The sequence below is a fragment of the Erythrobacter aurantius genome (genome assembly GCF_023823125.1).
Lineage (GTDB): Bacteria > Pseudomonadota > Alphaproteobacteria > Sphingomonadales > Sphingomonadaceae > Erythrobacter > Erythrobacter aurantius.
Map to the genome: position 1 here is coordinate 3,301,753 of NZ_CP090949.1, position 22,880 is coordinate 3,324,632.

Here is a 22,880-nt window from a genome sequence, read left to right on the forward strand (position 1 = left end):
AGGGCCGCTCCCGCAAAGCGGAAACGGCCCTTTCTCCTGCGAACGCGTTTTTTCGCGTTTCGTATGATGCGGTTATCCGAGCAAGGAATTGAGGAACCACACGCGCTCCTCGGCCATATCGGTCCAGTCGTCGATCAGACCGTCGGTGGCGTTGTCTCCTGCGGTTTCTGCGACATCCTTCATCTTCTTCAGTCGGGCGACCATTGCGGCATTGTCATCGCGCAACTCGCGGATCATGTCTTCCGCCGAAAGCGCGGCATTGTCCTGATCCTTCACCTGAGTGTGCTGCGAAATCATGCCCACCGAAGTGATCGTGTCCCCGCCCAGTTTCCGGGCACGTTCGCCGATCGCGTCGATCTGCCCCTGGATTTGCAGCGCCTGTTCGTCAAACAACAGGTGCAGGTCGCGGAAACGCGGGCCCTTCACGTGCCAGTGAAAATTCTTGGTCTTTACGTACAGCGCGAAGTGATCGGCCAGAAGAGTGTTGATTTCTACAACCATCTGGGTCGTCGAATTGTTGTTGGGGTCAAGCATGTTTGTCCTCCATTTCAATTGGTTGAGCGCCGAAAACTGCGGAACCAGCGCCCTTGATATGTTCATTAGACCAATGGATGGGAAGGAGGATTGATCCGAGAAAATCCAATACGCAGTGATCGTACAAAGCGATTACAGGAACGTGTAACGAGCATTCAAACCGATCATTAAAGCCGCAAGAATCAAACACAGTCCCATCGCGATGCGGATCGGGCGCAGCGGCAATTTCTCTAGCCGTGCGAGTCCCAGAGCCCACCCCAACGCTACCGCCGCGATGCCTCCCAATGTCCCCCCGATCAGGGCGGTGACGGGATAATTGGCCTCTACCGCGAAGGCGAAGACCACGAAGCGCGCGGCATCGCCGATCTGGCGCGCCAGCACCACTGCGCCGATGGCGATGATCGAACGGGTCGGCTCCTTCATCGGCTTGACCTGCTTGGGCCAGAACAGCTCGAACGCGGCAATCGCCAGCGCGAAGGCGACGAGCATATGCGCGGCACGCGGCGGCATCACCCCGGCGATCAGGCCGGACGAATAGACCATCACCGCCGCGCTGATCAGCGCACACAGCGCGGCTGCCGCCAGCAAGGCGTATGTCCGCCCGATCGCATCGGCGAACTGCGCGAGGATCAACTGGTCCTTCCCGCCAAGCGCGATGGCGAAGGTGAGGATCAGGCAGAACAGGAAAGAGTCCATGCCCTGCCCTAGCATCCCCGTCACGCCGCGCCAGCACCGCCAGCATTTCGCCCACAAATCGAACAGGTGGAAATGCCACGCGACAGGCCCTAGGCAGGGTCTCAAAGTGATCTGAGGAGAGGCAATGAAACTCGAACAAGGTATGGCCGCTGTCGTTACCGGCGGCGCATCGGGACTGGGACGGGCTAGCGCGACCGCTCTGGCCGAGGCCGGGCTGAAAGTCGCGATCTTCGACATCAACGACGAGGCTGGCGAGGAACACGCCGCCGCCATCGGCGGGACTTTCCACCATGTCGACATCATGGACGAAGCCAGCGTCGAAGCCGGCTTTGCCGCCGCGCGCGCCGCCAACGGACAGGAGCGCGTGACCGTCCACTGCGCCATGGCCTCGCGCCGCGGCAAGACGCTGGGCTGGGACAAGGCGAGCGGCGGATACAAGCGCCTTTCGACCGAGGATTACGAATTTGGCGCGCAGGGGATTCTGGTCGCGAGTTATCGCGTCGCGAGTATCTCCGCACTGGGTATGGCGAACAGCGATCCCCTGAACGAAGACGGAGAACGCGGATCAATCACCCTTACCGCCAGCGTCGCGGCGCAGGACGGGCAGATCGGACAGGTCATCTATGGCAGCTGCAAGTCGGGGGTGAACGGCCTTGTCCTGCCGATGGCGCGCGATCTGATGGACCTGGGCATCCGCGTCAATTCGGTCATGCCCGGCATTTTCGCAACGCCGCTGATGCTCGGGATGAAGGACCGCAATCCGCAGATGTGGGACCAGCTGAACGCCAGCGTCCCCTTCCCCAAACGCCTCGGCAAGCCGGAGGAGTTCGCATCGCTGATCCTGGAAATCGCGCGCAATTCCTACATCAACGGGCACCAGTTCCGACTTGACGGGGCAATCCGCATGCCACCCAAATGACGGGGTGCCGTTGGGGAAGCCTTGCCAAGCGGCCCTTGCGCAAGCTAACGTTTGCGTAAACGTCAACCAGCACGAGTCCACCGTCCCCATGTCCGACCATATCCGCATCGACCATTCCGAGCGCGTCACCACCGTCACCCTCACGCGCCCGGAGAAGAAGAACGCCATCACACAGGCCATGTATCAGGCGATGGCGGACGCGGTGAACGCCTATCGCGAAGACGACGAAGCGCGCGCGCTGATGTTCATCGGCGAAGGTGACTACTTCACCAGCGGCAACGATCTTCAGGACTTCTCGATGGCGGCGGCAGGTGGCGGCGCGGCCGATCACGATCTGCCCCCGGTGATCCAGTTCCTCCACGCGATCCGCGATTGCGAGAAGCCGCTGGTGGCGGCGGTCAACGGCCCGGCCATCGGCGTCGGGCTGACGCTGACGCTGCATTGCGATCTGGTCTGCGCCGCGCAATCCGCCACCTTCGCCGCGCCGTTCGTCTCGCTCGGCCTTGTGCCCGAAGCCGCATCCTCGCTGCTGCTGCCGCAGGCCATCGGCATGGCCGCGGCGAGCGACGTGTTCATGACCGGGCGCGTGCTGACAGCGGAGGAATCGCTCGCCATGCGGCTGATCTCGCGCATCTTCGCCGACGAGGGCTTTGCCGCGGAAGCCCGCGCGCTCGCCCTCACCATCGCTCGCGCCGCCCCGCAGGCGATGCGCCACACCAAGGCGCTGCTGCGCACCCAAAACGCGCAGGTGAGCGAAGTGATGGCCACCGAAAGCGCGATCTTCGCCGCGCAATTGCGATCGCCGGAATTCATGGAAAGCGTCGCCGCCAAACTGGCCAAGCGCCCGGCAGTCTACCCGTAGGACTAACGCGATTTCGAGATGCAAGGTGCAATGGAAAAGAAGCTGGTGCCGCTTACGTGACTCGAACACGTGACCCCATCATTACGAATGATGTGCTCTACCAACTGAGCTAAAGCGGCACTCTATCTTTTGGCGCCTTCCCAGAAAAGGGAAGGTGGAGGCCCGAGCCGGAATCGAACCGGCGTGTACGGATTTGCAGTCCGCTGCGTCACCACTCCGCCATCGGGCCGAGCCGCCCTGAAACAGAGCGGAAGCGGCGCACTACCGATTCGGCGACAGAAAGGCAATGTGGCTTTTGCGTCTGGAACGCATCAAGCCGGTCGCGGGGCACAAATGCCCGCCTGCTGACAACCTTACGCAACGTCACTCTGGACCGCGCGCATCCGATTGGGCAGATGCGCTGGCATGACCATTGCCAGCCTGTTGGAACCTGTAACCGGAAAGCCCGGTCCCGCCCGCCTCGACAATGCGAGCGACTGGATGCAAGGGCGCACACTCTATGGCGGGGCTTCGGCGCTTGTCGCCTTCACCATGGCCCAGCGGGCCTTTCCCGACCTTCCGCCACTGCGCGCCGCGCAAATCGGCTTTGTCGCCCCGATCGGGGAGGAAATCGAGCTTTCCGCCGAAATCGTCCGCGAAGGGCGCAATGTGACCCAGATCCGCAGCGAAATCCGGAACGAGAAAGGCGTGGCGCTAACGGCGTTCTGGTTGTTCGCAGCCGAGCGGGAGGCGAACGCGCTGCGTCCTGCGGATCCCCCGGAGAACTGGCCGGGCGCACCGTCGGACAATGCGCCTGCGATGCAAGGGCAAGGACCCAGCTTCATCCAGAACAATTTCGAACTGCGTTTCGGACAGTCAAAGGACGCAGATCATGGAGCCACGATCCGGCGCTGGGCGCGTCTGACCGAGGAACACGATCTCGATCCTGTCAGCAAGCTGGTGCTGATGGGTGATGTCATGCCACCGGGTGCCATGCGCATCATGCAGCGGATGGGGCCGATCAGTTCGATCAACTGGTCGTTCAATGTGCTCGATCCGCACACCCAATCCGACGGTGGATGGTATCTGGCGGAAAACGCCAGCCAGCACGCGGATGCTGGCTATTCGTCGGAGCGGCTGCGGATGTGGGACACGAATGGCCGTCAGGTTCTGGACGGCCTGCAATGTGTCGCGGTGTTCGGCTGACCCGGCAAGCGGGGCGTTAGTCCGCATCCTCGAATTTGGGCGCGCGTTTCTGCATGCCCGCCATCACCGCTTCCATCTGGTTGGGGCTGCGCATGATCGCGTGCTGTTCAACGCTCTCTTCAAGCAGGATCGCATCGGTATCCAGTTCCTGCATGGCGGCGTGCAGCCGTTTGGCAGCGCGAATGGCGTGCGGATTGCGATTGGCGATTTCGGTTGCGATTGCCGTCGCGCGGGTCAGCGGATCATTGTCGACAAAGGTCGCAAGGCCCAGCGATTGCGCCTCGGCGCCGGTGAATTCGCGATTGGTGTAAACCAGTTCGCGCAGCACATCATCGCGCACGAGGCCGCGCCACAGGGCATAGCCGCCCATGTCCGGCACAAGACCCCATTTCAGCTCCATGATCGCCATGCGCGTTTCCGGGTGCGCGACGCGGATGTCAGCTCCGCTGGCAATCTGCAATCCGCCACCAAAGCACACGCCGTGCAAGGCCGCAATCACCGGGACTTGAAGCTTGCGCCAGATCATTGCGGCTTCCTGCGCCCGGTTGGTGTTGCCGTGGGTGCGTTCGGGCAGAGTCGGCTCGCCTTCGCCCGGGGCGCGCGAAAAACTCGCGGTGTCGAGGCCAGCACAAAAGGCTCGCCCCTCGCCTGAAAGCACCACCACCCTGACACCCTTGGCCCGCTGGAGGATCGTGCCCGCCTCGATGATCGCGGCGGACATTTCCGGATCGAGCGCATTCATCTTGTCAGCGCGAACAAGCCGAACCTGGGCGACGCCGTCTTCGCCAAGCTCGATTGAAACGCGATCATTGGCCGGCATAAGCTGGGTGTGCGACATGCTGTTCCTTCAATTCCCTGTCTTGATGGTGCGAAACTGGCCGAACCCGCCAAAGCTGTCCAGCCGCGTTTCTGCCAGCCTTTCCTGCCAAGCTGCGACTAGGACTTGCCAGTCAGTTTGAAACTGTCGGTCTGGACAGGAGCGTTGAGGTAATACCCCGCTTCGGGATGGGTAGCGAGGATTGGCGCAAGGCCGAATGGTTCGAGCTTGCTGCGAATGCGCGCGACGTGAACGGCGACGCTGTTGGTGTCGGGCTCAAAATCGATACGCCAGACGTCACGCAGCAACTGCTTGCGCGTTACGGGCACCCCGGGCTGTTCGGCCAGCCGCCACAGCAGCTCGAATTCGCGAGGATGGAACCCGATCCAGCGATCATCCACCCGGCCATCGCGGTGAAACAGGTCGAGAGTGACGTCGCCAGCCTCGCGAAAGCGCGGGATCATCGTGTCGTCCCGGGGTGAAAAGTCGGATGCGGCCGAAGAGTTCACAACTGCCCTCCCGCACGCATCGAATAAACCGCGTGTTGTGTGAAAATCAGATGATCAAACAATTCGATATCCAGCGATCTGGCAATCGAATTGAGCCGCGCGGTTGCATCGATATCATGCTGGCTTGGCCGGCAATTACCAGACGGGTGATTGTGAGCGATGATGAAACCGTGCGCATCCATCGCCAGCGCCTTGCCGAAGACCTCGCGCATGCGCAGCGTGAGGCTTCCGACGCCACCCTGGCCCAAAGGGGCATCACCCAGAAATGATCGGTCCCGGTCAAAGAAGACCGCGTGAATGCGCTCGATCGACAGCGGATTGCAGATCACCATCGCCTTGAGATAGTCGATCATGGCACGCTGGCGTGCTCCGGCATCGACGCTGCGAGCATGGCGCTTGCTGAGAAGTTCGATCATTTAAGATTGTCCCGCCAGCTGGTTTGCGCACTCTTCAGCACCATCCGTTCCCCCGGGGAACCAGCGGTGGGCGGCGCCAGGCCTGGCGGAGGCTGGGACTTGCGCCAGTCGCGATACGGGCCGTACTTGCGTTTGCGGGAGGCGTGTCGTGCCAGTCCGAAAGCGAGTGCAAAAAGCTGGAACCATCCCGGTGCGACAATCATCACGACATAACCAACCGGCGAAATGGATTCCACCAGCCCCCGCGCGAGATGGGCCGAAACGGCGAGAACCTGCAGGCCAGCGATCCACAAGGGGTAATTCCGGTTTGCGTAAAGAGCGATCCAGACAAACGCGATGCAAGCTGCGATGTCGGTCGAGGCAAGGAACACGTCGACTTCCATCAATTGGAGAGTTTGCGTGAAAAAGGTTTCCCTGACGAAAGCCGAAACCTTGAAAATGATGAACCATGATGCGGCAACTGCCCGCTCCGGCCCGCCGCCCCAGATGAATGCGGCAGCCAGCAGCATGATCGAGAAAATATCCTGCGCGATCATGCGGTATTCAGAAGCGAGCAGTTGCAGCATGGACTCGTCCGATCAGGCTACCAGCGTCTCTACGGGCAATGACTCTGGCGACTCGCTTATCGATGCGGCCGGAATATTCGTCGGGCTTACATCTTCAGCCATTTTCTCACGCGCGACTTTGCTCAATTCGTCATGGACGCGGAGAAGGTTGGTGGACATCGCCAGCGCCTGCGCCTCTGCCTGATTCAGCCGCATCAGCGCACGCTGTCCGGTGTGCACATCCACCAGCGGGTTCTGGCGGGCGGTCAGCATCGCTTGTTTGAGCCGGGCAAATGCGATCATGGATTCGTCGGCAAGCGCTTCTGCCTCCCGCATCAGCTTTTTGAGGTTGTGAGCGTCGTTGAGCATACGTTCAGACATGGTAGGGACCCTTTATGCAAAGGCCCTTCCCCACTCGTCAGGAAAAGCCCTGTTCGTCAACCGAGATCGCTGCACGCCCATCCAGTGCCTCGCTGATCGTGACAGCGGCTGTCACGGTAAGGACGACGGCGGCCAAAACTCCGAACGCAATCCCGACATTGGCAGCGAGGCGATACCAGACGGCGTTTTCACCATCGAGTGCCCGGGGAACGACCCGTGGCTCGCCAGAATTCAGCCAAGGCGCCTGATATTCCAGGGGCATCGAATCGCTTATGACGAGTTGCCCCGGATCGTTTCCGAAGCCTTCATCGGCATTTGCGCGATCAGATGGCACCTGACTTTTGCTGTATGCAGGTTCGCTCAACCCCTTCAGGTCGGCTTCGGAATTGCCATTCGCTTCAGCTTCAGGCTCCGGGCTCGCTTGCTTTTTCGCGCGGATATCAGCGCGATAGCACTCGACCAGATCACCGAGATTATCGGCTTCGTAAATGTCCTTGAGCGCACGAATATGCTGGTTGATGCGCGTCTCGGAAACACCAAGCTCCTGCGCGATCACCTTGATCGGGACACGCCGATCGATCCGCTCCATCACGGAGCGTTGTCGCTGAGTCAGGGGCCGAGACCCTATGGAAGACATTGAATCCTCCATTCAAACAAGAACCACATCAACTAACGCAAGTTGGGCGATTTTTCTCCAGCAAATGGAACCCGCACAACCATGCATTCAAAACACTCTTACGCTGCCGAACTGTTCACACCCAGCGACGAAAGATACCGCTTGATGTTTCGCGCCGCCTGCCGAAGCCGCTGTTCATTCTCGACCATGGCGATCCGAACAAATCCTTCGCCCTTCTCGCCATAGCCCACACCAGGAGCCACTGCGACTTGTGCTTCGGTAAGCAATTGCTTCGAAAACTCGAGGCTGCCCATGTCCTTGAGCGCAGGCGGCAGCGGCGCCCATGCGAACATGGAAGCTGCCGGCGATGGGATATCCCAACCGGCACGCCCGAATGCCTCAACCATGACGTCGCGCCGTTTGCGATACAATTGGCGGTTAGTTTCGACGATGTCCTGCGGCCCGTTCAGAGCCGCACACGCAGCAGCCTGAATAGGGGTGAATGCCCCGTAATCAAGGTAGGACTTCACCCTAGTGAGCGCCGCGATAAGCTGCTTGTTGCCGACTGCAAATCCCATGCGCCATCCCGCCATGGAATAGGTCTTGCTCATGCTGGTGAATTCGATGGCGACATCCTTTGCACCCTTGACCTGCATGATCGATGGGGTCGGATTGCCGTCATAATACAGTTCGGAATAAGCAAGGTCGGACAAGACCCAAACCTTGTTTTCGCGTGCCCATGCGACCAGCCGTTCGTAGAACGCCAGATCGACGGTTTCAGCGGTTGGATTGGACGGATAGCTCACCACCAGCACGCTCGGCCGCGGCACGGTGAAATTCATCGCGCTTTCGAGCGAGCGCCAATATTCCTCGTCCGGTGTCGTGGGGACTGATCGAATTGTCGCCCCGGCGATGATGAACCCAAACGTGTGGATCGGGTACGACGGGTTGGGAGCGAGCACCACGTCTCCGGGCGCTGTGATCGCGGTGGCCAGACTGCCCAGCCCCTCTTTCGAGCCCATGGTGACGACAACTTCGGATTCCGGATCAAGCTCCACCCCAAAGCGCCGTGCGTAATAATTGGCCTGAGCCCGCCGCAGGCCGGGAATACCCTTCGATTGCGAATACCCATGCGCATCGGGTTTCGCCGCAACTTCACACAGCTTGTCGATCACATGCTGAGGCGGCGGCTGATCGGGGTTGCCCATCCCCAGATCGATAATGTCCCTGCCCGCCAGGCGCGCCGCGTGCCGCATCGCATTCACTTCTGCGATAACGTAAGGCGGCAGCCGCTTCATGCGGTAGAATTGTTCGTCCATTGGGTTCCCTGACCATTTGTTCGCGACCGATGTAGTAGCGGACAGAGGCGGTATTGTAGGGCATAAACGGTCGATGTGAAAAGCCGTTTGCGTTAGATCCAGGCTTGCTAAATGAGTCGGACAGGCAACGAACGAGGGAATAGGCGCTACAATGGCTGACAAGGACAAACCGGGTGCTGGCGCTGATAACATCTTCGAGACCCTGGCCCCGATAACCGACTTCCTCGGAATGCAGGGCAAGGCCATGCAGGATTTCCTTGGGCAGGCGTTTGCAAGTTCAGATGCAAGCGGCGCGTCTATCCAGTCGGGCTCGTTTCCAAAGGGCATGGATGCAGGCGAGATCGCCGATTGGGCTAAAGCGAGCGGCGAACTCCAGCAAATGTGGCTCGAATTCGTGACGGGACAGGCGCAAAAGGCCGCCGAGAACTCGACCAAGGGGAAAAGCCTGATCGATCCGGCGCAATGGCTGGTGATCTCGCAAAGCATGATGAAGCAATTGCCGACCGGGCCGATCGAAGCGCAAACCCGGCTGGCTCAGGAATCGATGGCTCTGTGGAAGGGCGTATTCGACCGCTTTGTCACTGGCCAAACTGCGTCAGACGCAGATGCACCGGCGCTGCCACGCTCGGATCGGCGCTTTGCCGACCCGGCCTGGCGCGAGCATCCCGCATTTGCCCTTCTCCACCAGAATTACCTGATGCTGGCGGAGTATTTCCGCGAAGCGGCCGCTTCGATGGACGGTCTCGACAGCGAAAAGAAGAAGCAGCTTCAATTCGCGATCAGCGCATTGTCGGAGGCCATGAGCCCGGACAATTTTCTGCTGACCAACCCGGTCGTGATGAAACGCACTGTCGAAACGCGCGGGCAAAACCTCGTGCGGGGCATGCGCCACCTGATCAACGATCTGAAGCGCGGTCAATTGACCCACACGGATCCTGATGCCTTCAAGCTGGGCGAGAATCTGGCGGCGTCGCCCGGCAAGGTGGTTCACGAGACACCGCTGTTCCAGCTGTTGCAATACAGCCCGTCGACCAGCGATGTTTACGAAGTGCCACTGGTGATCTTCCCGCCGTGGATCAACCGTTTCTATATCCTCGACCTGACGCCCAAGAAGAGCTTCATCAAATGGGCTGTCGACCAGGGCATCACCGTGTTCGTGGTCAGCTGGAAATCGGCGGACGAAAGCATGAAGGATGTGGTCTGGGACGATTACATCCGGGCTCAGATCGAGGCGATCGATTGCGTTCGCGCACGGCTCAAAGTCCCGCAGGTCCACACCATCGGATATTGCGTCGCGGGGACAACGCTGGCTGCGACGCTGGCAGTGCTCGCCCGGCGCGGCGAAGATCACAAGGTCAAAAGCGCGACCTTCTTCACGGCTCAGGTGGACTTCGAACGCAGCGGCGATCTCAAGCATTTTATCGATGACGGCCAACTGGAGCTTATCAGTCAGTTGTCGCCCGAAGGGTATCTGGACGGAAGGTACCTAGCCGCGACGTTCAATGCGCTGCGAGGCAAGGACCTGATCTGGAACTATGTCGTCAACAACTACCTTCTGGGCGAGGACTATCCCGCGTTCGACCTGCTTCACTGGAATGGCGACGTCACCAATCTGCCGGCAAAATGGCACAATGATTATCTGCGCGACCTTTACCGGGACAACAAACTGGTCGTCCCCGATGCGCTGTCGGCGGACGGTACGCCGATCGATCTGACAAGGGTTACAACGCCCAGCTATGTTCAGGCCGGGCGCGAGGATCACATTGCTCCTGCGGAAAGCGTCTGGCGCATTACCGATCATTTTGCAGGGCCGGTGGACTTCCTGCTTGCCGGCTCCGGACACATTGCCGGTGTGGTCAACCCGCCAGCAGCGAACAAGTACCAATACTGGGTCGGCGACAGTAAAGCCGCATCGCTCAAGGAATACATCGCCGGAGCAGAAGAGCACCCCGGCAGTTGGTGGCCCCATTGGCTGGCCTGGCTTGAGCGCCAGTCTGACACCCGCGTCCCGGCAAGTGGCAAGCGCAAGCCGGGCGGCAAAGGAGACACCGTTCTGGGCGATGCGCCGGGGAGCTATGTAAAGACCCGTTAGGCGATAAAATTGCCTTCCGAGTTTCCCGAAACGCCACCTTTTACCGATAAACCAATGCCTTAGGCATATTTTTGTGCACTGCACAAAAAACTTGACTTCGCAGTTGCAATCACTATTTTGTGCAGTGCAACACAAAGCGAGGTTCCTATGGCTGACGCCAAGACATCATCGGAAAAGACCGTGGCAAAAATCGATGCCGCGGCCGAGAAAGCTTACGAAGAGGCAGCTGTGAAGAAAACCACGGCAAGCCCGGCCAAGGTCGCCAAAGCGGTCGAGGCAGACGCGCCCAAGCCGGCAGCCAAGGCCAAAGCTGTGAAGAAGGCGGTTGCCGCTCCGGCAAAGAAGCCTGCCGCAGCCGAAAAGAAGGCACCGGCCAAGAAGGTCGCCGCCAAGAAGACCCCCGCTGCAAAGAAGCCGGCCCCCAAGAAGGCTCCGGTGGCAGCAAAGAAGGCAGCGCCCAAGGCAACTGCACCGACCCCGAACAACAGCCCCGTTACCAAACTCAAGGACACCATCATGGCAACTGCTCAAAAGACCGATTTCACTGCCCAGGCCAAGGAAATGGCTGCTGACGTGCAAGAGCGCGTGAAGGGCGCCTACGCCAAGGCTGGCGAATTCGCTTCGGAAGCTGGCGAATTCAACAAGGCCAACCTCGACGCAGTCGTAGAAAGCGGCAAGATCTTCTTCGCCGGCGCGCAGCAGCTCGTCCGTGAGAACGTCGAAACCGGCAAGACCGTCGTCGAGACCGTCACCGAAGACGTCAAGAAGGTCGCTTCGGTCAAGTCGCCGACTGAACTCATGCAGCTGCAGGGCGAAATCGCTCGTCGCAACTTCGACGCCGTCGTTTCGTTCGGCTCGCAGCGCACCGAAGCTTGGGTGAAGCTCTACAACGATGCTTTCGCCCCGATTTCGAACCGCGTCAGCGTCGCTGCCGAGAAGATCTCGAAGGCCGCCTAAGCGCCGATACAAGTTTCTGGACCGGGCCTCTCCTCTCTCTCCCAATCCCGGTTCACGAAAGCGCGCGAAAGCGCATGGGCCGGACAGACCGAATATGGTCTGTCCGGCCCTTTACGTTTTGCATCGACTTTGCAGGCATTGGGCGCGAGAGACGACTTGCGAACCCGCATATGAATCCCATAATGGAAAGCCCATGGCCACGCCTTTGCCCTCCCGTGTTGTTGACATCCCCGTTTGCGGGATCGCCGTCGTTCGTGCGGCTGATGACAACAAGACGCCGGGCACCGATGGCGAAGTCGGGATCGCGACCAAGACTCGCGCAAAGCCAAAGAAGCCGAGCCAGTACAAGGTTCTGATGCTGAACGACGACTACACGCCGATGGAGTTCGTCGTCATGGTGCTCAAACGGTTCTTCAACATGGATCTCGAACAGGCGACCCGTGTTATGCTGCATGTCCACCAAAAGGGCGTCGGCGTTTGCGGCATCTTTCCGTACGAAGTGGCCGAGACCAAGGTGAACCAGGTGATGGATTTTGCGCGGCAAAACCAGCACCCGCTGCAATGCACTCTCGAAAAGGCATAATCTGCCGTTGAGCCTGTTCGGCGCCCATCCGCAGCCCGATCCGGTCAAACCCGGACAGGAAAGCGTCTGGGACTATCCACGCCCCGCGATCTGCGAACCGACCGAAAGGCACATCCGGGTCATACACCAGGGGGTGGATCTGGCAGACACCCGAAAGGCCTGGCGCACACTCGAAACGAGCCACCCGCCGACTTATTACATACCGCAATCCGACGTCGCGATGGAGTATCTGGTCGCCAATCCGCGCCGCACACTGTGCGAATGGAAGGGGCAGGCACGATATTTCGATATTGTTGTCGGTGATCAGGTGATTGTTGCAGGTGCGTGGAGTTACCCGTCACCCACGCCTTCCTTTGCCCCGATCCGCGATCATCTGGCTTTCTATCCCGATCCGCTCGATCAATGCCTTGTCGATGGCGAACAGATCACTCCCCAGCCCGGCGGGTTCTATGGTGGCTGGATCAGCCAATACGAAGCCGGGCCTTTCAAGGGTGGGCCGGGCAGTCGGTTCTGGTAAAACAGGCCTGTAGATGCGCTGATAACGCGTTGGGGCATGACGCAGCCGACAATTCGCGCTAGGGGCTGGGATCAAGAGGCTTCTGACGTAACGTGTTCAACTTCATTCCCAGCATTGACCGTTATATCTTCCGCTTGGTGATCGTGCCAATGCTGGGCGTGTTCGCGCTCGCGGCATCGCTGCTCCTGCTCGACAAGATGCTGCGCCTGTTCGATTTTGTGGCGATCGAGGGCGGTCCGATCGGGGTCGTCTTCAAGATGCTGGGCGCTCTGATCCCCGAATACGCCAGCCTAGCGATCCCGCTTGGCCTGCTGCTCGGGGTGCTGCTCGCCTTTCGCAAGCTCGCGACCACCAGCGAACTCGACACCATGCGCGCAGTCGGGCTGTCATACTGGCGGCTGCTCAGGGTTCCCTATGCGATCACGCTTGTGCTGGTCGCGGTCAACGTCGCCCTGGTCTTCTACGTCCAGCCGCTGAGCCGTTATTACTACGAACAGATGGAATACGAGCTTCGATCGGGCGCGCTTGGTGCGTCGATCAAGGTTGGCGAATTCACCACGCTGGCGGACCGCATGGCCCTGCGCATCGAACAGAGCGAGGATGAAGGGCGGCGGCTGATCGGGATTTATGCCCGCGTGTCGAATGATCGCGAACAGACACTCACCATCAGCGCGCAGGAAGGCGCGTTCCTCGCAACTTCTGACGATCCCGACACGATCATCCTGGGCCTGACCGAAGGCACGATCATTCAGGATACCGGCAGCGAGACGCCGCGCGTGCTGTCATTCAGCCGGCATGACTTGCCGATCGACCTTCCCAAGATCGAGGAGTTTCGCGCTCGCGGGGACGCCAGCCGGGAATATATCCTCCCGGAATTGCTCAGCATCGGCTGGGCTGACAAAAGCTCGACCAAGTCGGAGCGCGATGCCAGTCAGGCGACTTTCAACTATCGCCTGGTCGAAGTTGTCATGATGCTGCTTATGCCACTGCTCGCGGTGGCGCTGGCGATACCGCCGAAACGATCCACCAGCGCGCTGGGGGTGTTCGTCTCGATCATCCTCGTGGTCGCCTATCACAAGGTCAATCAATACGGAGAAGACGTCGCCACGTTAGGCCGGATCGATCCGATCGTGGCGCTTTGGGGGCCTTTCTTCCTCTTCGCCGCTCTTATTCTATGGATGTATTACCGGACGGCACACGTCCCCGGTGGCCAGGCGCTTGGTGCGCTGGAAACGCTGTTTGCCAAGCTCTCCAAACAAGTGAGCAAGCTGTTCGCGCGTCGCAAGCCACCATCGCTTCTGGCCGATCATTCCGCTGATCAGGCAGCCGAAAAAGACTCTCGGCTGGCTCCTGCCGAATAGACGAAAGGCGCACACACGGTGCAGCTCGACTTTTTTCCTTCCCGCTCGCTGACATTCTATCTCGCGAAGATGTTCGTGGTGCGGATCATCGCGGTCCTCGTGATGCTGGTTCTGGTGCTTCTCGCGCTCGACCTGCTCGGTTCGACGGGCAAGATCCTCGAACCGCAGGGCAATGGACAGGCTGAGATCCTGAAATACGCCAGCCTGCGTGTCCCGCAGTTGATATCGCGGTTCCTGCCGTATTCGGTGCTGCTCGCAACGCTAATCACGCTAGTGACGCTGAACCAGAATAGCGAAGTGGTGGCGATGAAGGCAGCAGGGCTGTCCGCCCATCAGGTGCTGTCACCGCTGCTGCTGACGGCGGCAGTCATTTCCGTCATCAGTTTTGGCTTTAACGAAAGGATCGTGACCCGCGCGAACGCGACGCTGAAGGCGTGGGAGGCAGTGGAATATGGGGCGATTCCAGCAGATTCGGGGGTGCGCGCCAACATCAACCTGACGGACGGTCGCAACATCCTGTCAGCGTCATCGCTTACCGGCTCTGGCGAAGGAATCGTGCTGACGAATGTCACTTGGGACGCTCGCGGGCCGGGCGGCATCGTGACGGAGCAAATCCGGGCAACCCGCGCCACCTATGCCGCGCCGGGTTGGAAGCTGGAGAACCCGCGCCGCTTCGATGTCGGAGCCACCGAGGTTGAGACGCTCGACACCGTGATTGTCGGCGAAGGGCTGACACCAGACCAGATCGATTTGCAATCAGTCGACGTTGACGGACAAAGCTTCTGGGAACTGGGCGCAACGATAACTGCGCTGGAGTCGGTGGGGCGGAGAACCTCGGAGATGCGGGCCAAGTGGTGGCACCGGATTTCAGGCCCCCTGTCGGCCTTGCTCATGCCATTGCTGGGTTCGGTTGCCGCCTTCGGCCTTGCGCGATCGGGGCAATTGTTCGTGCGTGCGATCATCGGGATGGCACTGGGGTTCGCCTATTTCGTGGTGGACAATGCCGCCCTGGCGATGGGCAGCTTTGGCGGATATCCGCCCTTCCTCGCGGCATGGGCACCTTTCTTCCTGTTTTTGCTGGTCGGTGAGACGGTTCTGATCAGGACCGAAGAGTGAGCGGATGGTCGCTCCGCCTTGCGCGGCCCGAGGATGCCGAGCATTTCCCGGCTATCGAAAAGGCGGCAGCGCGCCTTTTTGAGACTATTCCCGAACTCGCTTATCTTGCGAACGGTGATGTCATCCCGATGGAACGCCATTCGAGGCTGATCCGCAAAGGCCATTGCCTGACCGCACTTCATGACGACCAGTGCGTAGGCTTCATTGCGACGGAGCCATTCAGGCGGGAACTGCATATCTGGGAAATGTCGGTCGATCCCGCCTTTCAGAAGCGCGGGATCGGCGCGGGCCTGCTGCGGGCCAGCATCATAGATGCGCGCAATTCTGGATTCCGGGCGCTGACGCTCACGACATTTCGCGACGTGTCGTGGAACGCACCTTTCTATGCGCGGATCGGTTTCGAAGAAGTCACGGCGCTTGATGCGCACCCCCGCCTCGCTGCCGAACTGGCGCTGGAGGCGGACAACGGCCTGCCGGCGGATCGCCGCTGCGCGATGATCTGTTTCCTCGATTGATCGCGTCGGTCTATGCTGGCGCATCACAAAAGAGGATCAAGCTCATGAAAGTCGCGCCCGCCCTCGCAACAATCGCGTTCTCGCTCGCGCTCGTAGCCTGTCAGAACGAGCCGGACGAGGCTCCCGACATCACCGAGGTCATCCCAGCAGACGAAGGGACAGACGCAGCGGCTGAAGGCGCCGAGGCCGAAACCGGCGATGATGCAGGCATCGAACCATCGGCGCCTGCGACGATGGAAAGCGGCAGCAATGAAGACGGCGGGCGGGCGATCGATCCCGAACGCAACAAGCTGCTTCCAGCCGACTGAAGCCTACCGGGGCACCATGGTGCTGCGGGCAATCCGGGCAACCAGCGTCAACATGCCCGGGTGGTTCGCGCCTTCATAGGTCGAACCATCGCCCAGTTCCTTCGCCAGCCGGCGGTGCGCCTCGGGCAGGTCGTGATAGGGCATCGAGGGCATCAAGTGATGCAAGGCGTGATAGCGCAGCCCAACCGGAGCCCAGATCTCGGCAGCGATGCCCGGCGGCGGCACGTTGACGCTATCGAGGAATTGCGCGGTCACCGTCATCGGCTCGCCCTCGTTCTCCCAAAGATGCGCAACAAGTGTCCGCAGCTGGTTGAGCAGGGCGGTGAAGGACACGATCGCGAGCGCGATCAGCAAGGGGCGCCAGCCGAGCGCAAAGGTGCTGGCGATCAGGGCAATCGCCCAGACGCTGGCTCCGGCTTCCTGCCAGAACACCATGCGGGCAAAGTCGCCGGTTGGAGGCTTCCGACGGAAATCGGGGTTGATCGAAAGCGCCGAAAATCGCTCCCACGTGAACTTGCGCAGGGGCGGAATGATCGCGCCAAGCGGAACCAGCACACCAAACCGGATCAGCAATGCGATAGGGGCCAGCAATGCAATGATGACGAATACCGGCAGGCTCCAAGGCTTCATCAGTGCCAGCGGCAGGTATTCCGGATCTTCCACCGTGCCGTACTGGGTGCGCTTGTGATGGATCACGTGCACACCTTCGTACATGAAGCTAGGCGTGAGCATGGGAATGCCGACCAGCAGGTTCCAGCCGGCGCGAAATCCAGGCAACGCGTCGCGGTGGATGTGCGTCAATTCGTGAATGAACATGAGCGCGCGATACAGCGCGAGCGATGCAACCAGACCGGCGGCGATAGCAATCGCCAGATTTTCAGTCAGGATCGCGGCAGCAATACCGCCATAGCCCAACGCAGCCGATATCAGCATGTCCGGCCAGTAGATCGCACCGCGCGCTTCACCCAGATCCTTGGTCAGATCACGGGCAGCGCGCAGCATGTCCTTGTCGTCCGCAGTCTGGAAATCAGCGCGGGTCGCGCGCGGCTTCGTGGCGGATGGGGAAGTGGAAAGTGGCTGGTGCATGGTCATGTTGGTTGTTTCGACAAAGGGCCAATACCGCATTTGCAGCGGTTACGGCAAACCCGCTTTGCTCATAAGTGTGATCGACTGGCTTGCGCCTTAGGCCAGCAAGCCGCAAGGACGCTTTGACATAAAGCAATACGGGACAAATCCCTTGGCAGACGCACAGATAAGCATTGAGGCCATCACCGACAAGAACGGGCGCGAACGGTTTGTCGATCTGGGGCGAGCCTTCGCGGCTCAGCTGGAGCATTCGGTGCCGCAATTGCGCAGCGAGCAATTGGAGCTTGTCGATCCGGCAAAGAACCCGTTCTTCGGCCATGCACGCGCGCAATTGTTCATCGCCCATCGTGACGGAAAGCCTGTCGGCCGTATCTCAGCGCATATTGATGAACTTGCCTTGCAGATGCCGCCTGAGCAGGGGTTTGGCCCCGGCGTAGGAATGTTCGGCTATTTCGACGCGCAGGATGATACTGCTGCCAGCCAATTGCTCGAGACTGCCGAGAACTGGCTGCGCGATCAGGGGATGAACCGCGTCGTCGGCCCGATCTCGATGTCGATCTGGGAGGAGCCGGGTCTGCTGGTGAAGGGGCATGACCATTCGCCGGTCATCATGATGGGCCATCACCCTGCACACTATGCGGGCTGGATCGAGGCGGCGGGATATACGCGCGCCAAGACGCTCTACACCTACGATCTCGACATTACGAAGGGCTTCCCGCCGCTGGTGCAGCGGATCGTGCAATCGGGCGAACGCAACAAGCGGATCAATGTTCGGCCCGTCAGAAAGAAGGACTGGGACGAGGAAGCAGCAAAGATCCTCGCCATTCTCAACGATGCTTGGTCGGACAATTGGGGCTTTGTGCCGCTGACCCCGGCAGAGGTGGCTTATACCGGGGTGAAGCTAAAACCGATCATCCACGAGGACCTGAACATGATTGCCGAGGTGGATGGCCGCCCGGTTGCCTTCATGCTGACCTTCCCGGATATCAACCACGTCCTGAAGAAGACGGGCGGAAAGCTCTTCCCGTTCGGCTGGTTCCATCTGCTCCGCTGGCTCAGGAAACCTTCGGGTTCGGACATGCGCGTACCGTTGATGGGTGTGCTCAAGGAATTCCAGAACTCGCGCATGGCGAGCCAGCTGGCTTTCATGATGATCAGCTACATCCGCGACAATGCGGCTGCCCGGTATGATTCAACTCGCGGGGAGATCGGCTGGATCCTCGAAGACAATCAGGGAATGGTGGCGATTGCCGACACCATCGAAAGCACGATCAACCGGGAATACGCAGTCTACGAAAAGTCGATTGGCTGAAACCATAGCTTTCTTGCCAAAATGCGATGCCCGCCGCATGGCTGAATGATGGCCATTGGCGCACACTTCCGTTCAAAGCGCCCCCGGCGCGTCATCGTTGTCGAAGACGATGCCGTGCTGGGGCTGACAATCGAGCAAACGCTGCTCGATCACGGGTTTGCCGAGGTTTCCATCTGTCCTTCCGCATCGTGCACCCTTGGAAAGCTTCGCGCAGGCAATTTCGATGCGATGGTTCTCGACGTGCATCTTGCCGACAGTGATGACGGCTGGGAAATCGCCGAACTGGTCAAGGCGTTGGGAGATGCGCAAACGAGGATAGTCTTTCAGACCGGATCGCCGGGCGATATTCCCGAACACATCCGGCAATTGGGCCCGGTATTGGCAAAGCCTTACGATCCGGCAGAACTTGTTGCCGCGCTGACGGAAAAGCCACGTGCAGGTCTGCTCGCCTTGTTGAAACGGGCATAAAAAAGGCCTCCACACCAATGATGTGGAGGCCTTTCGGGATCGTATCACCAGCCGCTTGGACGGGAGGGGGGTCTCGGCGGTGACAAACTGATAATGCGCACACGAGAAAGGCGTTCCCGCCGGGATCAAATTTTTCTGAAAAATATTCCATATGCAGGTAAGCCGACGCCACACGGCCGCAATCAAGCAGGAGAAGACAATGTCACTGGGTCAGCAAATCGCGGCGAATCTTCCTTTCCTGCGGCGTTACGCGCGCGCTCTTACCGGGTCGCAAAGCACCGGTGATGCGTTTGTCCGCGCCACGCTTGAAGCGGCGCTGGCCGATCCCGCTCTGAAGGCATCCCTCGAGGGTGGCCGCATCCCGCTTTACCGGGCGTTCAACGCGGTATGGTCGAGCGCGAACGTCAATATCGAGCCGGTGTCGTCGCAGGCTGGCGAACACGAAGCCGGAGCGCAGAACCGGTTGGGAGCGATCACCCCGCTCAACCGTCAGGCTCTTTTACTGACCACACTCGAAGACTTCTCTCCAGCTCAAGCGGGGCAGATCATGGGGCTGGAAACCGCTCAGGTCGAATCGCTCGTCGCCGAGGCGGTCAGCGAAATTGATCGCGAACAGTCGACTTCGGTGCTGATCATCGAAGACGAACCGCTGATTTCCATGCAACTGGAAGACCTCGTTACTTCCGTCGGCCATGAAATCTGCGGCACCGCCGCAACGCACACTCAGGCGCTCGAAGTGGTCGCAGCCAAGCGTCCCGGCCTTGTGCTTGCCGACATCCAGCTTGCCGACGGATCATCAGGTCTGGACGCGGTGGATGATATTCTCGCGATCGACAGTGTGCCGGTGATCTTCATAACCGCCTATCCAGAACGCCTGCTCACCGGGGACCGGCCCGAGCCGACTTATCTGGTGACGAAGCCGTTTCAGGAACAGACGGTGCGCGCCGCGATCAGCCAAGCGCTTTTCTTCGGATCGAGCAAACCGCTCTAGAACCCATGCCCCTTTGCGGGCACCTTGCGCATCTGGAACTCGCTTCGCCTGCGCACCGGTACGCAGATCACGCAACGAACGCCTTCGGGTCTGAAATCCAGTTCGACCTTGTGCTTCAGTTCGTGGGCGACGATCTTCTCGATCAGATCGGTGCCGAAGCCCCTCTGGCGCGCTGCCTGCACAAGCGGCCCTCCACTCTCGCTCCACTCCACCTTGGCAAGGCAATCACTCTCAAGCGACCAGCGGATGCTGACCATCCCGCCTGCCACGCTGAGCGCGCCGAACTTTGCAGCATTCGTGGCCAGTTCATGGATCGCGAGACCGAATGACAGCGCATCATTGGGTGCCAGTTCCACTGCGGGGCCTTCCAGCACCAGTTCCGCCGCATCGCCCGAAACGATGTGCGACAGTTCTGCCTCGATTACCGAACGGATCGGCGTCGTACCCCAATCTGTCCCGGTCAGGAGGTCGTGTGTCGCCGAAAGCGCGCGGACGCGTCCTTCCAGACTGTCGGCGAAATCATCGAGCCCGCTGGCTCTGCGGCGCGTGAGCGACATGATCGAAAGCACATTGGCAAGCGTGTTCTTGACCCGGTGATTGAGCTCCTGCGACAGCGAATTTCGGATCGAATTCTGCTCTTCGAAAAAGGCAATCCGCTCCTCGTCCTCGCGAGCCTGACGGGCCAGCAGGCGCAGGATCAGCATCAGCAGGCTCGCCAGCGAAATCCCGAATATCAGCGTAACCATCGAAAGCGGCGCCAGACCGCGTACGTCTGCAGAGTCGATCACCAACACAAGATCGCGGTTGGCGATGTTCACTGGCAGCTCGAACCTGTCGGTGCCTGCTGCCCCTGTCGACCGCGATACCAGCAAGTGCCTGTTGGCGGTCTCGGTATCGTAAAGCCGCACACCCAGTTCGGTCGGCGGCGAACGCTCGATCGCTTCGTCAAGGAACTGCCCTGCATTGAACGAGCTGAAAATGTATCCTGCCAAGGCTCGATCCTGCGTCGGCGATTGAGGCACAGAACGGTAGACAGGCATGAAGATCACAAATCCGGGAGCCTCGCCAGCGCCTTCCTGCGATAGCACGATGCGACCAGACGCCGTCGGCATCACGGTCCGCCTCGCTTCTTCCATTGCAGCAGCGCGCACCGGCTCGGAATACATGTCAAACCCGAGCGCCCGGCGATTGCGGGAAGTGTCAGGCGAAAAATAGGTGACGGGGGCGATGACCTCTCCAGCTTGTGTTACTTGCGGGCGAATATCCGGGAATTCGGGTTGCGATGCCCTCACGCGCGCGAGGTAGGCGTTGCTGCTCCCCGGCTCGATCACTTCGATCCAGCCGATACCCTCTGCACCGCGGTAATTCTGATCCAGCCGCAGTTCGGCGACGAACTGGCTGAAAGTCTGAGGGCTTACTTCATCGATGCTGGCGAAAAGAGCGGCGCCCGCGCGAAGGTAGGAGGAGAAATTGTTGCCGCGCCGTTCCAAGGCGGAAGCGATCGACTGGGCGTAATCGCGCACATCGGCCCGGCTGCTTTGCTTGGCGTTCGTTTCGATCGCATAAACACTCAAGGCGGTGATCGCAGCAATGGCGAGGAAAATCGCGGCGGGAATGGCTCTAGGATAGCGCACCAGCAGGGATCTCGCCTGCCACGCACGCGCAAGCGCACCGGCCTCGGCAACTGCTTCAGGGCCTGCATGATCAATAGTAGGCCTGCCCGATGCGCTGATGATCTTCTCTCCCAAGCTTGCTGCCATGGTGTTCGTAAGGCCTGAGCACGGAACAAAACAAGGCGCGCATCGTTCCCAAATCACAACGCCGCGCGATCCGATTTGGCATAGCTTGCTCAAACGGCCTATGATCGCGCGACGATTGGGATGGGAAATTTCTGCGCATGGCAGCCAATGGCAAATCCGATGATGACGGCGACCGGCAAGGCAAGCCGAAGAACGCTGCGCAATCGCCTGCGTGGGCAGACGGGCTGAAACAGCTTTACGACACGGTCGTCGACGAACCGATCCCAAATTCGTTCAAGGATCTCCTCGCTCAACTTGACGCATCCGATGGCGAATGCGGCGCGTCGGGAAGCGGGGGTGAGGCCTGATGGGACAAGCCGACAACCCGCCAAAGCGCACTCCGGATCAGAAGGCTGATTTCAGGCGCGAACTCGAAGAGGTCATTCCCCATCTGCGCGCCTTTGCGCGCGGCTTGTGCGGCAGGCCCGACATGGCTGATGATCTGGTGCAGGAAACCATGCTCAAGGCATGGGCTGCCCAAGACCGGTTTGAACCAGGCACCTCGATGCGGGCGTGGACCTTTGTCATCCTGCGCAACGCCTATCTCACCGACATGCGCCGCAACCGTTTTCGCGGCGAATATGACGAAGGGGTCGCAGAACGTATCCTGACAGCGCCCGCCGGACAGGAAGAACCGATCCACCTGTCCGACATGCACCGCGCCCTTTTGACCTTGCCGCCGGAACGCAGAGAGGCCCTGCTGCTCGTGGGGGCAGGCGGGTTTTCCTATGAGGAAGCGGCGGAAATCTGCGGCTGCGCGATCGGCACGATCAAGAGCCGGGTGGGACGGGCCCGGGCCACGCTCAACACCATGCTGGCCGAAGGCACCATTCCGCAGCGTTCCGTCGATGACGACATCGCTCACAGCGCTATTCTCGAAGAGTTGGACGATGTTGCCGCGGGCAGAGGCGTAGCGACTGCCAAGAGCTAGAACACTTGGCGAAGCCGCTCAGGCTTGCGATAAAGGCGCAAACCG

27 protein-coding genes and 2 tRNA genes are annotated in these 22,880 nt (G+C 60.1%); 16 read left to right on the plus strand and 13 right to left on the minus strand.

Annotated features, from left to right (window positions below; genetic code table 11):
• Positions 1–72: 72 nt before the first annotated feature.
• Positions 73–534, minus strand: a complete 462-nt coding sequence (locus L1K66_RS15800) for a Dps family protein (RefSeq protein WP_252258759.1) — start codon at positions 532–534, stop codon at positions 73–75.
• 132 nt (positions 535–666) lie between these two features.
• The gene (locus tag L1K66_RS15805; protein WP_252258760.1) at positions 667–1,230 is read right to left on the minus strand and encodes a TMEM165/GDT1 family protein; all 564 of its coding nucleotides are present in this window, start codon (positions 1,228–1,230) and stop codon (positions 667–669) included.
• Positions 1,231–1,354: 124 nt separating this feature from the next.
• On the opposite strand from L1K66_RS15805, the gene L1K66_RS15810 reads away from it, so the two are divergent.
• Together L1K66_RS15810 and L1K66_RS15815 are read left to right on the plus strand one after the other, a co-directional pair.
• Positions 1,355–2,149, plus strand: a complete 795-nt coding sequence (locus L1K66_RS15810; protein ID WP_034955386.1) for an SDR family oxidoreductase — start codon at positions 1,355–1,357, stop codon at positions 2,147–2,149.
• Between the two features lie 88 nt (positions 2,150–2,237).
• Complete coding sequence (locus tag L1K66_RS15815; RefSeq protein ID WP_252258762.1) at positions 2,238–3,011, plus strand: enoyl-CoA hydratase-related protein; 774 nt, start codon at positions 2,238–2,240, stop codon at positions 3,009–3,011.
• Between the two features lie 43 nt (positions 3,012–3,054).
• Here L1K66_RS15815 and L1K66_RS15820 read toward each other — a convergent pair.
• Positions 3,055–3,130: transfer RNA gene (locus L1K66_RS15820), tRNA-Thr, on the minus strand.
• Between the two features lie 36 nt (positions 3,131–3,166).
• Positions 3,167–3,240, minus strand: a tRNA-Cys gene (locus L1K66_RS15825).
• Between the two features lie 176 nt (positions 3,241–3,416).
• Between L1K66_RS15825 and L1K66_RS15830 the strand changes: the two genes are divergently transcribed.
• Entirely contained in the window at positions 3,417–4,196 is a 780-nt protein-coding gene (locus tag L1K66_RS15830) for an acyl-CoA thioesterase (protein ID WP_252258764.1), read from the plus strand.
• Positions 4,197–4,212: 16 nt separating this feature from the next.
• Here the strand turns inward: L1K66_RS15830 and L1K66_RS15835 are convergent, their stop codons facing one another.
• From L1K66_RS15835 to L1K66_RS15865, 7 genes are all read right to left on the minus strand, one after another.
• Positions 4,213–5,034 (minus strand): crotonase/enoyl-CoA hydratase family protein, encoded by an 822-nt coding sequence (locus tag L1K66_RS15835; RefSeq protein WP_252258765.1) that lies wholly within the window; start codon positions 5,032–5,034, stop codon positions 4,213–4,215.
• A 98-nt stretch (positions 5,035–5,132) separates the two neighbouring features.
• Entirely contained in the window at positions 5,133–5,522 is a 390-nt protein-coding gene (locus L1K66_RS15840; RefSeq protein ID WP_252258766.1) for a winged helix-turn-helix domain-containing protein, read from the minus strand.
• Complete coding sequence (locus L1K66_RS15845; RefSeq protein WP_252258767.1) at positions 5,519–5,938, minus strand: JAB domain-containing protein; 420 nt, start codon at positions 5,936–5,938, stop codon at positions 5,519–5,521. The genes L1K66_RS15840 and L1K66_RS15845 overlap by 4 nt, the downstream gene beginning before the upstream one ends.
• Positions 5,935–6,504, minus strand: coding sequence for a hypothetical protein (locus L1K66_RS15850; protein ID WP_252258769.1), 570 nt, complete (start codon positions 6,502–6,504; stop codon positions 5,935–5,937). The genes L1K66_RS15845 and L1K66_RS15850 overlap by 4 nt, the downstream gene beginning before the upstream one ends.
• A gap of 12 nt (positions 6,505–6,516) precedes the next feature.
• Entirely contained in the window at positions 6,517–6,864 is a 348-nt protein-coding gene (locus L1K66_RS15855; protein WP_252258770.1) for a hypothetical protein, read from the minus strand.
• A 37-nt stretch (positions 6,865–6,901) separates the two neighbouring features.
• Positions 6,902–7,453: a hypothetical protein gene (locus L1K66_RS15860; RefSeq protein WP_252258772.1), complete on the minus strand. Its 552-nt coding sequence runs from the start codon at positions 7,451–7,453 to the stop codon at positions 6,902–6,904.
• 146 nt (positions 7,454–7,599) lie between these two features.
• On the minus strand, positions 7,600–8,799 hold the full coding sequence (locus tag L1K66_RS15865; protein WP_034955393.1) for an LL-diaminopimelate aminotransferase: 1,200 nt from the start codon (positions 8,797–8,799) through the stop codon (positions 7,600–7,602).
• 151 nt (positions 8,800–8,950) lie between these two features.
• Here L1K66_RS15865 and L1K66_RS15870 point away from each other — a divergent pair, with 151 nt between their 5' ends.
• The 8 genes from L1K66_RS15870 to L1K66_RS15905 all read left to right on the plus strand — a co-directional run bounded on the left by L1K66_RS15870 (position 8,951) and on the right by L1K66_RS15905 (position 16,248).
• Positions 8,951–10,891 carry a PHA/PHB synthase family protein gene (locus L1K66_RS15870; RefSeq protein WP_252258774.1) on the plus strand — a complete coding sequence of 647 codons (1,941 nt, stop codon included), beginning with the start codon at positions 8,951–8,953 and terminating at the stop codon, positions 10,889–10,891.
• 147 nt (positions 10,892–11,038) lie between these two features.
• A complete protein-coding gene (locus L1K66_RS15875; RefSeq protein WP_252258776.1) occupies positions 11,039–11,848 on the plus strand; it encodes a phasin family protein in 810 nt (269 codons plus the stop codon).
• A 193-nt stretch (positions 11,849–12,041) separates the two neighbouring features.
• On the plus strand, positions 12,042–12,431 hold the full coding sequence (gene clpS, locus L1K66_RS15880; protein WP_252258777.1) for an ATP-dependent Clp protease adapter ClpS: 390 nt from the start codon (positions 12,042–12,044) through the stop codon (positions 12,429–12,431).
• A 7-nt stretch (positions 12,432–12,438) separates the two neighbouring features.
• Positions 12,439–12,948: a DUF427 domain-containing protein gene (locus L1K66_RS15885; RefSeq protein ID WP_252258779.1), complete on the plus strand. Its 510-nt coding sequence runs from the start codon at positions 12,439–12,441 to the stop codon at positions 12,946–12,948.
• Positions 12,949–13,040: 92 nt separating this feature from the next.
• The gene (locus L1K66_RS15890) at positions 13,041–14,309 is read left to right on the plus strand and encodes an LptF/LptG family permease (RefSeq protein WP_252258780.1); all 1,269 of its coding nucleotides are present in this window, start codon (positions 13,041–13,043) and stop codon (positions 14,307–14,309) included.
• 18 nt (positions 14,310–14,327) lie between these two features.
• Complete coding sequence (lptG, locus tag L1K66_RS15895; protein ID WP_034955397.1) at positions 14,328–15,425, plus strand: LPS export ABC transporter permease LptG; 1,098 nt, start codon at positions 14,328–14,330, stop codon at positions 15,423–15,425.
• Positions 15,422–15,940, plus strand: coding sequence for a GNAT family N-acetyltransferase (locus L1K66_RS15900; RefSeq protein ID WP_252258781.1), 519 nt, complete (start codon positions 15,422–15,424; stop codon positions 15,938–15,940). Before lptG ends, L1K66_RS15900 begins: the two co-directional genes overlap by 4 nt.
• A 44-nt stretch (positions 15,941–15,984) precedes the next feature.
• On the plus strand, positions 15,985–16,248 hold the full coding sequence (locus tag L1K66_RS15905) for a hypothetical protein (protein ID WP_252258782.1): 264 nt from the start codon (positions 15,985–15,987) through the stop codon (positions 16,246–16,248).
• A 3-nt stretch (positions 16,249–16,251) separates the two neighbouring features.
• Here the strand turns inward: L1K66_RS15905 and L1K66_RS15910 are convergent, their stop codons facing one another.
• On the minus strand, positions 16,252–17,340 hold the full coding sequence (locus tag L1K66_RS15910; protein ID WP_252260534.1) for a fatty acid desaturase family protein: 1,089 nt from the start codon (positions 17,338–17,340) through the stop codon (positions 16,252–16,254).
• Positions 17,341–17,485: 145 nt separating this feature from the next.
• Between L1K66_RS15910 and L1K66_RS15915 the strand changes: the two genes are divergently transcribed.
• The 3 genes from L1K66_RS15915 (at position 17,486) to L1K66_RS15925 (ending at position 20,105) form a co-directional block, all read left to right on the plus strand.
• Positions 17,486–18,646, plus strand: a complete 1,161-nt coding sequence (locus tag L1K66_RS15915; protein WP_252258783.1) for an N-acetyltransferase — start codon at positions 17,486–17,488, stop codon at positions 18,644–18,646.
• A gap of 45 nt (positions 18,647–18,691) precedes the next feature.
• The gene (locus tag L1K66_RS15920) at positions 18,692–19,114 is read left to right on the plus strand and encodes a response regulator (protein ID WP_252258784.1); all 423 of its coding nucleotides are present in this window, start codon (positions 18,692–18,694) and stop codon (positions 19,112–19,114) included.
• A 199-nt stretch (positions 19,115–19,313) separates the two neighbouring features.
• Entirely contained in the window at positions 19,314–20,105 is a 792-nt protein-coding gene (locus L1K66_RS15925) for a response regulator (RefSeq protein ID WP_252258785.1), read from the plus strand.
• Here L1K66_RS15925 and L1K66_RS15930 read toward each other — a convergent pair.
• Positions 20,102–21,865 (minus strand): CHASE domain-containing protein, encoded by a 1,764-nt coding sequence (locus L1K66_RS15930; protein WP_330221239.1) that lies wholly within the window; start codon positions 21,863–21,865, stop codon positions 20,102–20,104. The genes L1K66_RS15925 and L1K66_RS15930 overlap by 4 nt on opposite strands.
• Before the next feature lie 137 nt (positions 21,866–22,002).
• Here L1K66_RS15930 and L1K66_RS15935 point away from each other — a divergent pair, with 137 nt between their 5' ends.
• Positions 22,003–22,212, plus strand: a complete 210-nt coding sequence (locus L1K66_RS15935; protein WP_034955403.1) for a NepR family anti-sigma factor — start codon at positions 22,003–22,005, stop codon at positions 22,210–22,212.
• A complete protein-coding gene (locus L1K66_RS15940; protein WP_252258787.1) occupies positions 22,212–22,835 on the plus strand; it encodes a sigma-70 family RNA polymerase sigma factor in 624 nt (207 codons plus the stop codon). The genes L1K66_RS15935 and L1K66_RS15940 overlap by 1 nt, the downstream gene beginning before the upstream one ends.
• Positions 22,836–22,880: the final 45 nt, after the last annotated feature.

Bases quoted from the DNA above. Each gene is read 5' to 3' on its own strand.
- L1K66_RS15805 (WP_252258760.1), bottom strand. From the start codon at position 1,230: ATGGACTCTTTCCTGTTCTGCCTGATCCTCACCTTCGCCATCGCGCTT.
- L1K66_RS15810 (WP_034955386.1), top strand. From the start codon at position 1,355: ATGAAACTCGAACAAGGTATGGCCGCTGTCGTTACCGGCGGCGCATCG.
- L1K66_RS15855 (WP_252258770.1), bottom strand. From the start codon at position 6,864: ATGTCTGAACGTATGCTCAACGACGCTCACAACCTCAAAAAGCTGATG.
- L1K66_RS15940 (WP_252258787.1), top strand. From the start codon at position 22,212: ATGGGACAAGCCGACAACCCGCCAAAGCGCACTCCGGATCAGAAGGCT.
- L1K66_RS15850 (WP_252258769.1), bottom strand. From the start codon at position 6,504: ATGCTGCAACTGCTCGCTTCTGAATACCGCATGATCGCGCAGGATATT.
- L1K66_RS15830 (WP_252258764.1), top strand. From the start codon at position 3,417: ATGACCATTGCCAGCCTGTTGGAACCTGTAACCGGAAAGCCCGGTCCC.
- L1K66_RS15865 (WP_034955393.1), bottom strand. From the start codon at position 8,799: ATGGACGAACAATTCTACCGCATGAAGCGGCTGCCGCCTTACGTTATC.
- L1K66_RS15925 (WP_252258785.1), top strand. From the start codon at position 19,314: ATGTCACTGGGTCAGCAAATCGCGGCGAATCTTCCTTTCCTGCGGCGT.
- L1K66_RS15935 (WP_034955403.1), top strand. From the start codon at position 22,003: ATGGCAGCCAATGGCAAATCCGATGATGACGGCGACCGGCAAGGCAAG.
- clpS (WP_252258777.1), top strand. From the start codon at position 12,042: ATGGCCACGCCTTTGCCCTCCCGTGTTGTTGACATCCCCGTTTGCGGG.
- L1K66_RS15860 (WP_252258772.1), bottom strand. From the start codon at position 7,453: ATGGAGCGGATCGATCGGCGTGTCCCGATCAAGGTGATCGCGCAGGAG.
- L1K66_RS15875 (WP_252258776.1), top strand. From the start codon at position 11,039: ATGGCTGACGCCAAGACATCATCGGAAAAGACCGTGGCAAAAATCGAT.
- L1K66_RS15905 (WP_252258782.1), top strand. From the start codon at position 15,985: ATGAAAGTCGCGCCCGCCCTCGCAACAATCGCGTTCTCGCTCGCGCTC.
- L1K66_RS15815 (WP_252258762.1), top strand. From the start codon at position 2,238: ATGTCCGACCATATCCGCATCGACCATTCCGAGCGCGTCACCACCGTC.
- L1K66_RS15930 (WP_330221239.1), bottom strand. From the start codon at position 21,865: ATGGCAGCAAGCTTGGGAGAGAAGATCATCAGCGCATCGGGCAGGCCT.
- L1K66_RS15910 (WP_252260534.1), bottom strand. From the start codon at position 17,340: ATGACCATGCACCAGCCACTTTCCACTTCCCCATCCGCCACGAAGCCG.
- L1K66_RS15845 (WP_252258767.1), bottom strand. From the start codon at position 5,938: ATGATCGAACTTCTCAGCAAGCGCCATGCTCGCAGCGTCGATGCCGGA.
- L1K66_RS15835 (WP_252258765.1), bottom strand. From the start codon at position 5,034: ATGTCGCACACCCAGCTTATGCCGGCCAATGATCGCGTTTCAATCGAG.
- L1K66_RS15870 (WP_252258774.1), top strand. From the start codon at position 8,951: ATGGCTGACAAGGACAAACCGGGTGCTGGCGCTGATAACATCTTCGAG.
- L1K66_RS15920 (WP_252258784.1), top strand. From the start codon at position 18,692: ATGATGGCCATTGGCGCACACTTCCGTTCAAAGCGCCCCCGGCGCGTC.
- L1K66_RS15800 (WP_252258759.1), bottom strand. From the start codon at position 534: ATGCTTGACCCCAACAACAATTCGACGACCCAGATGGTTGTAGAAATC.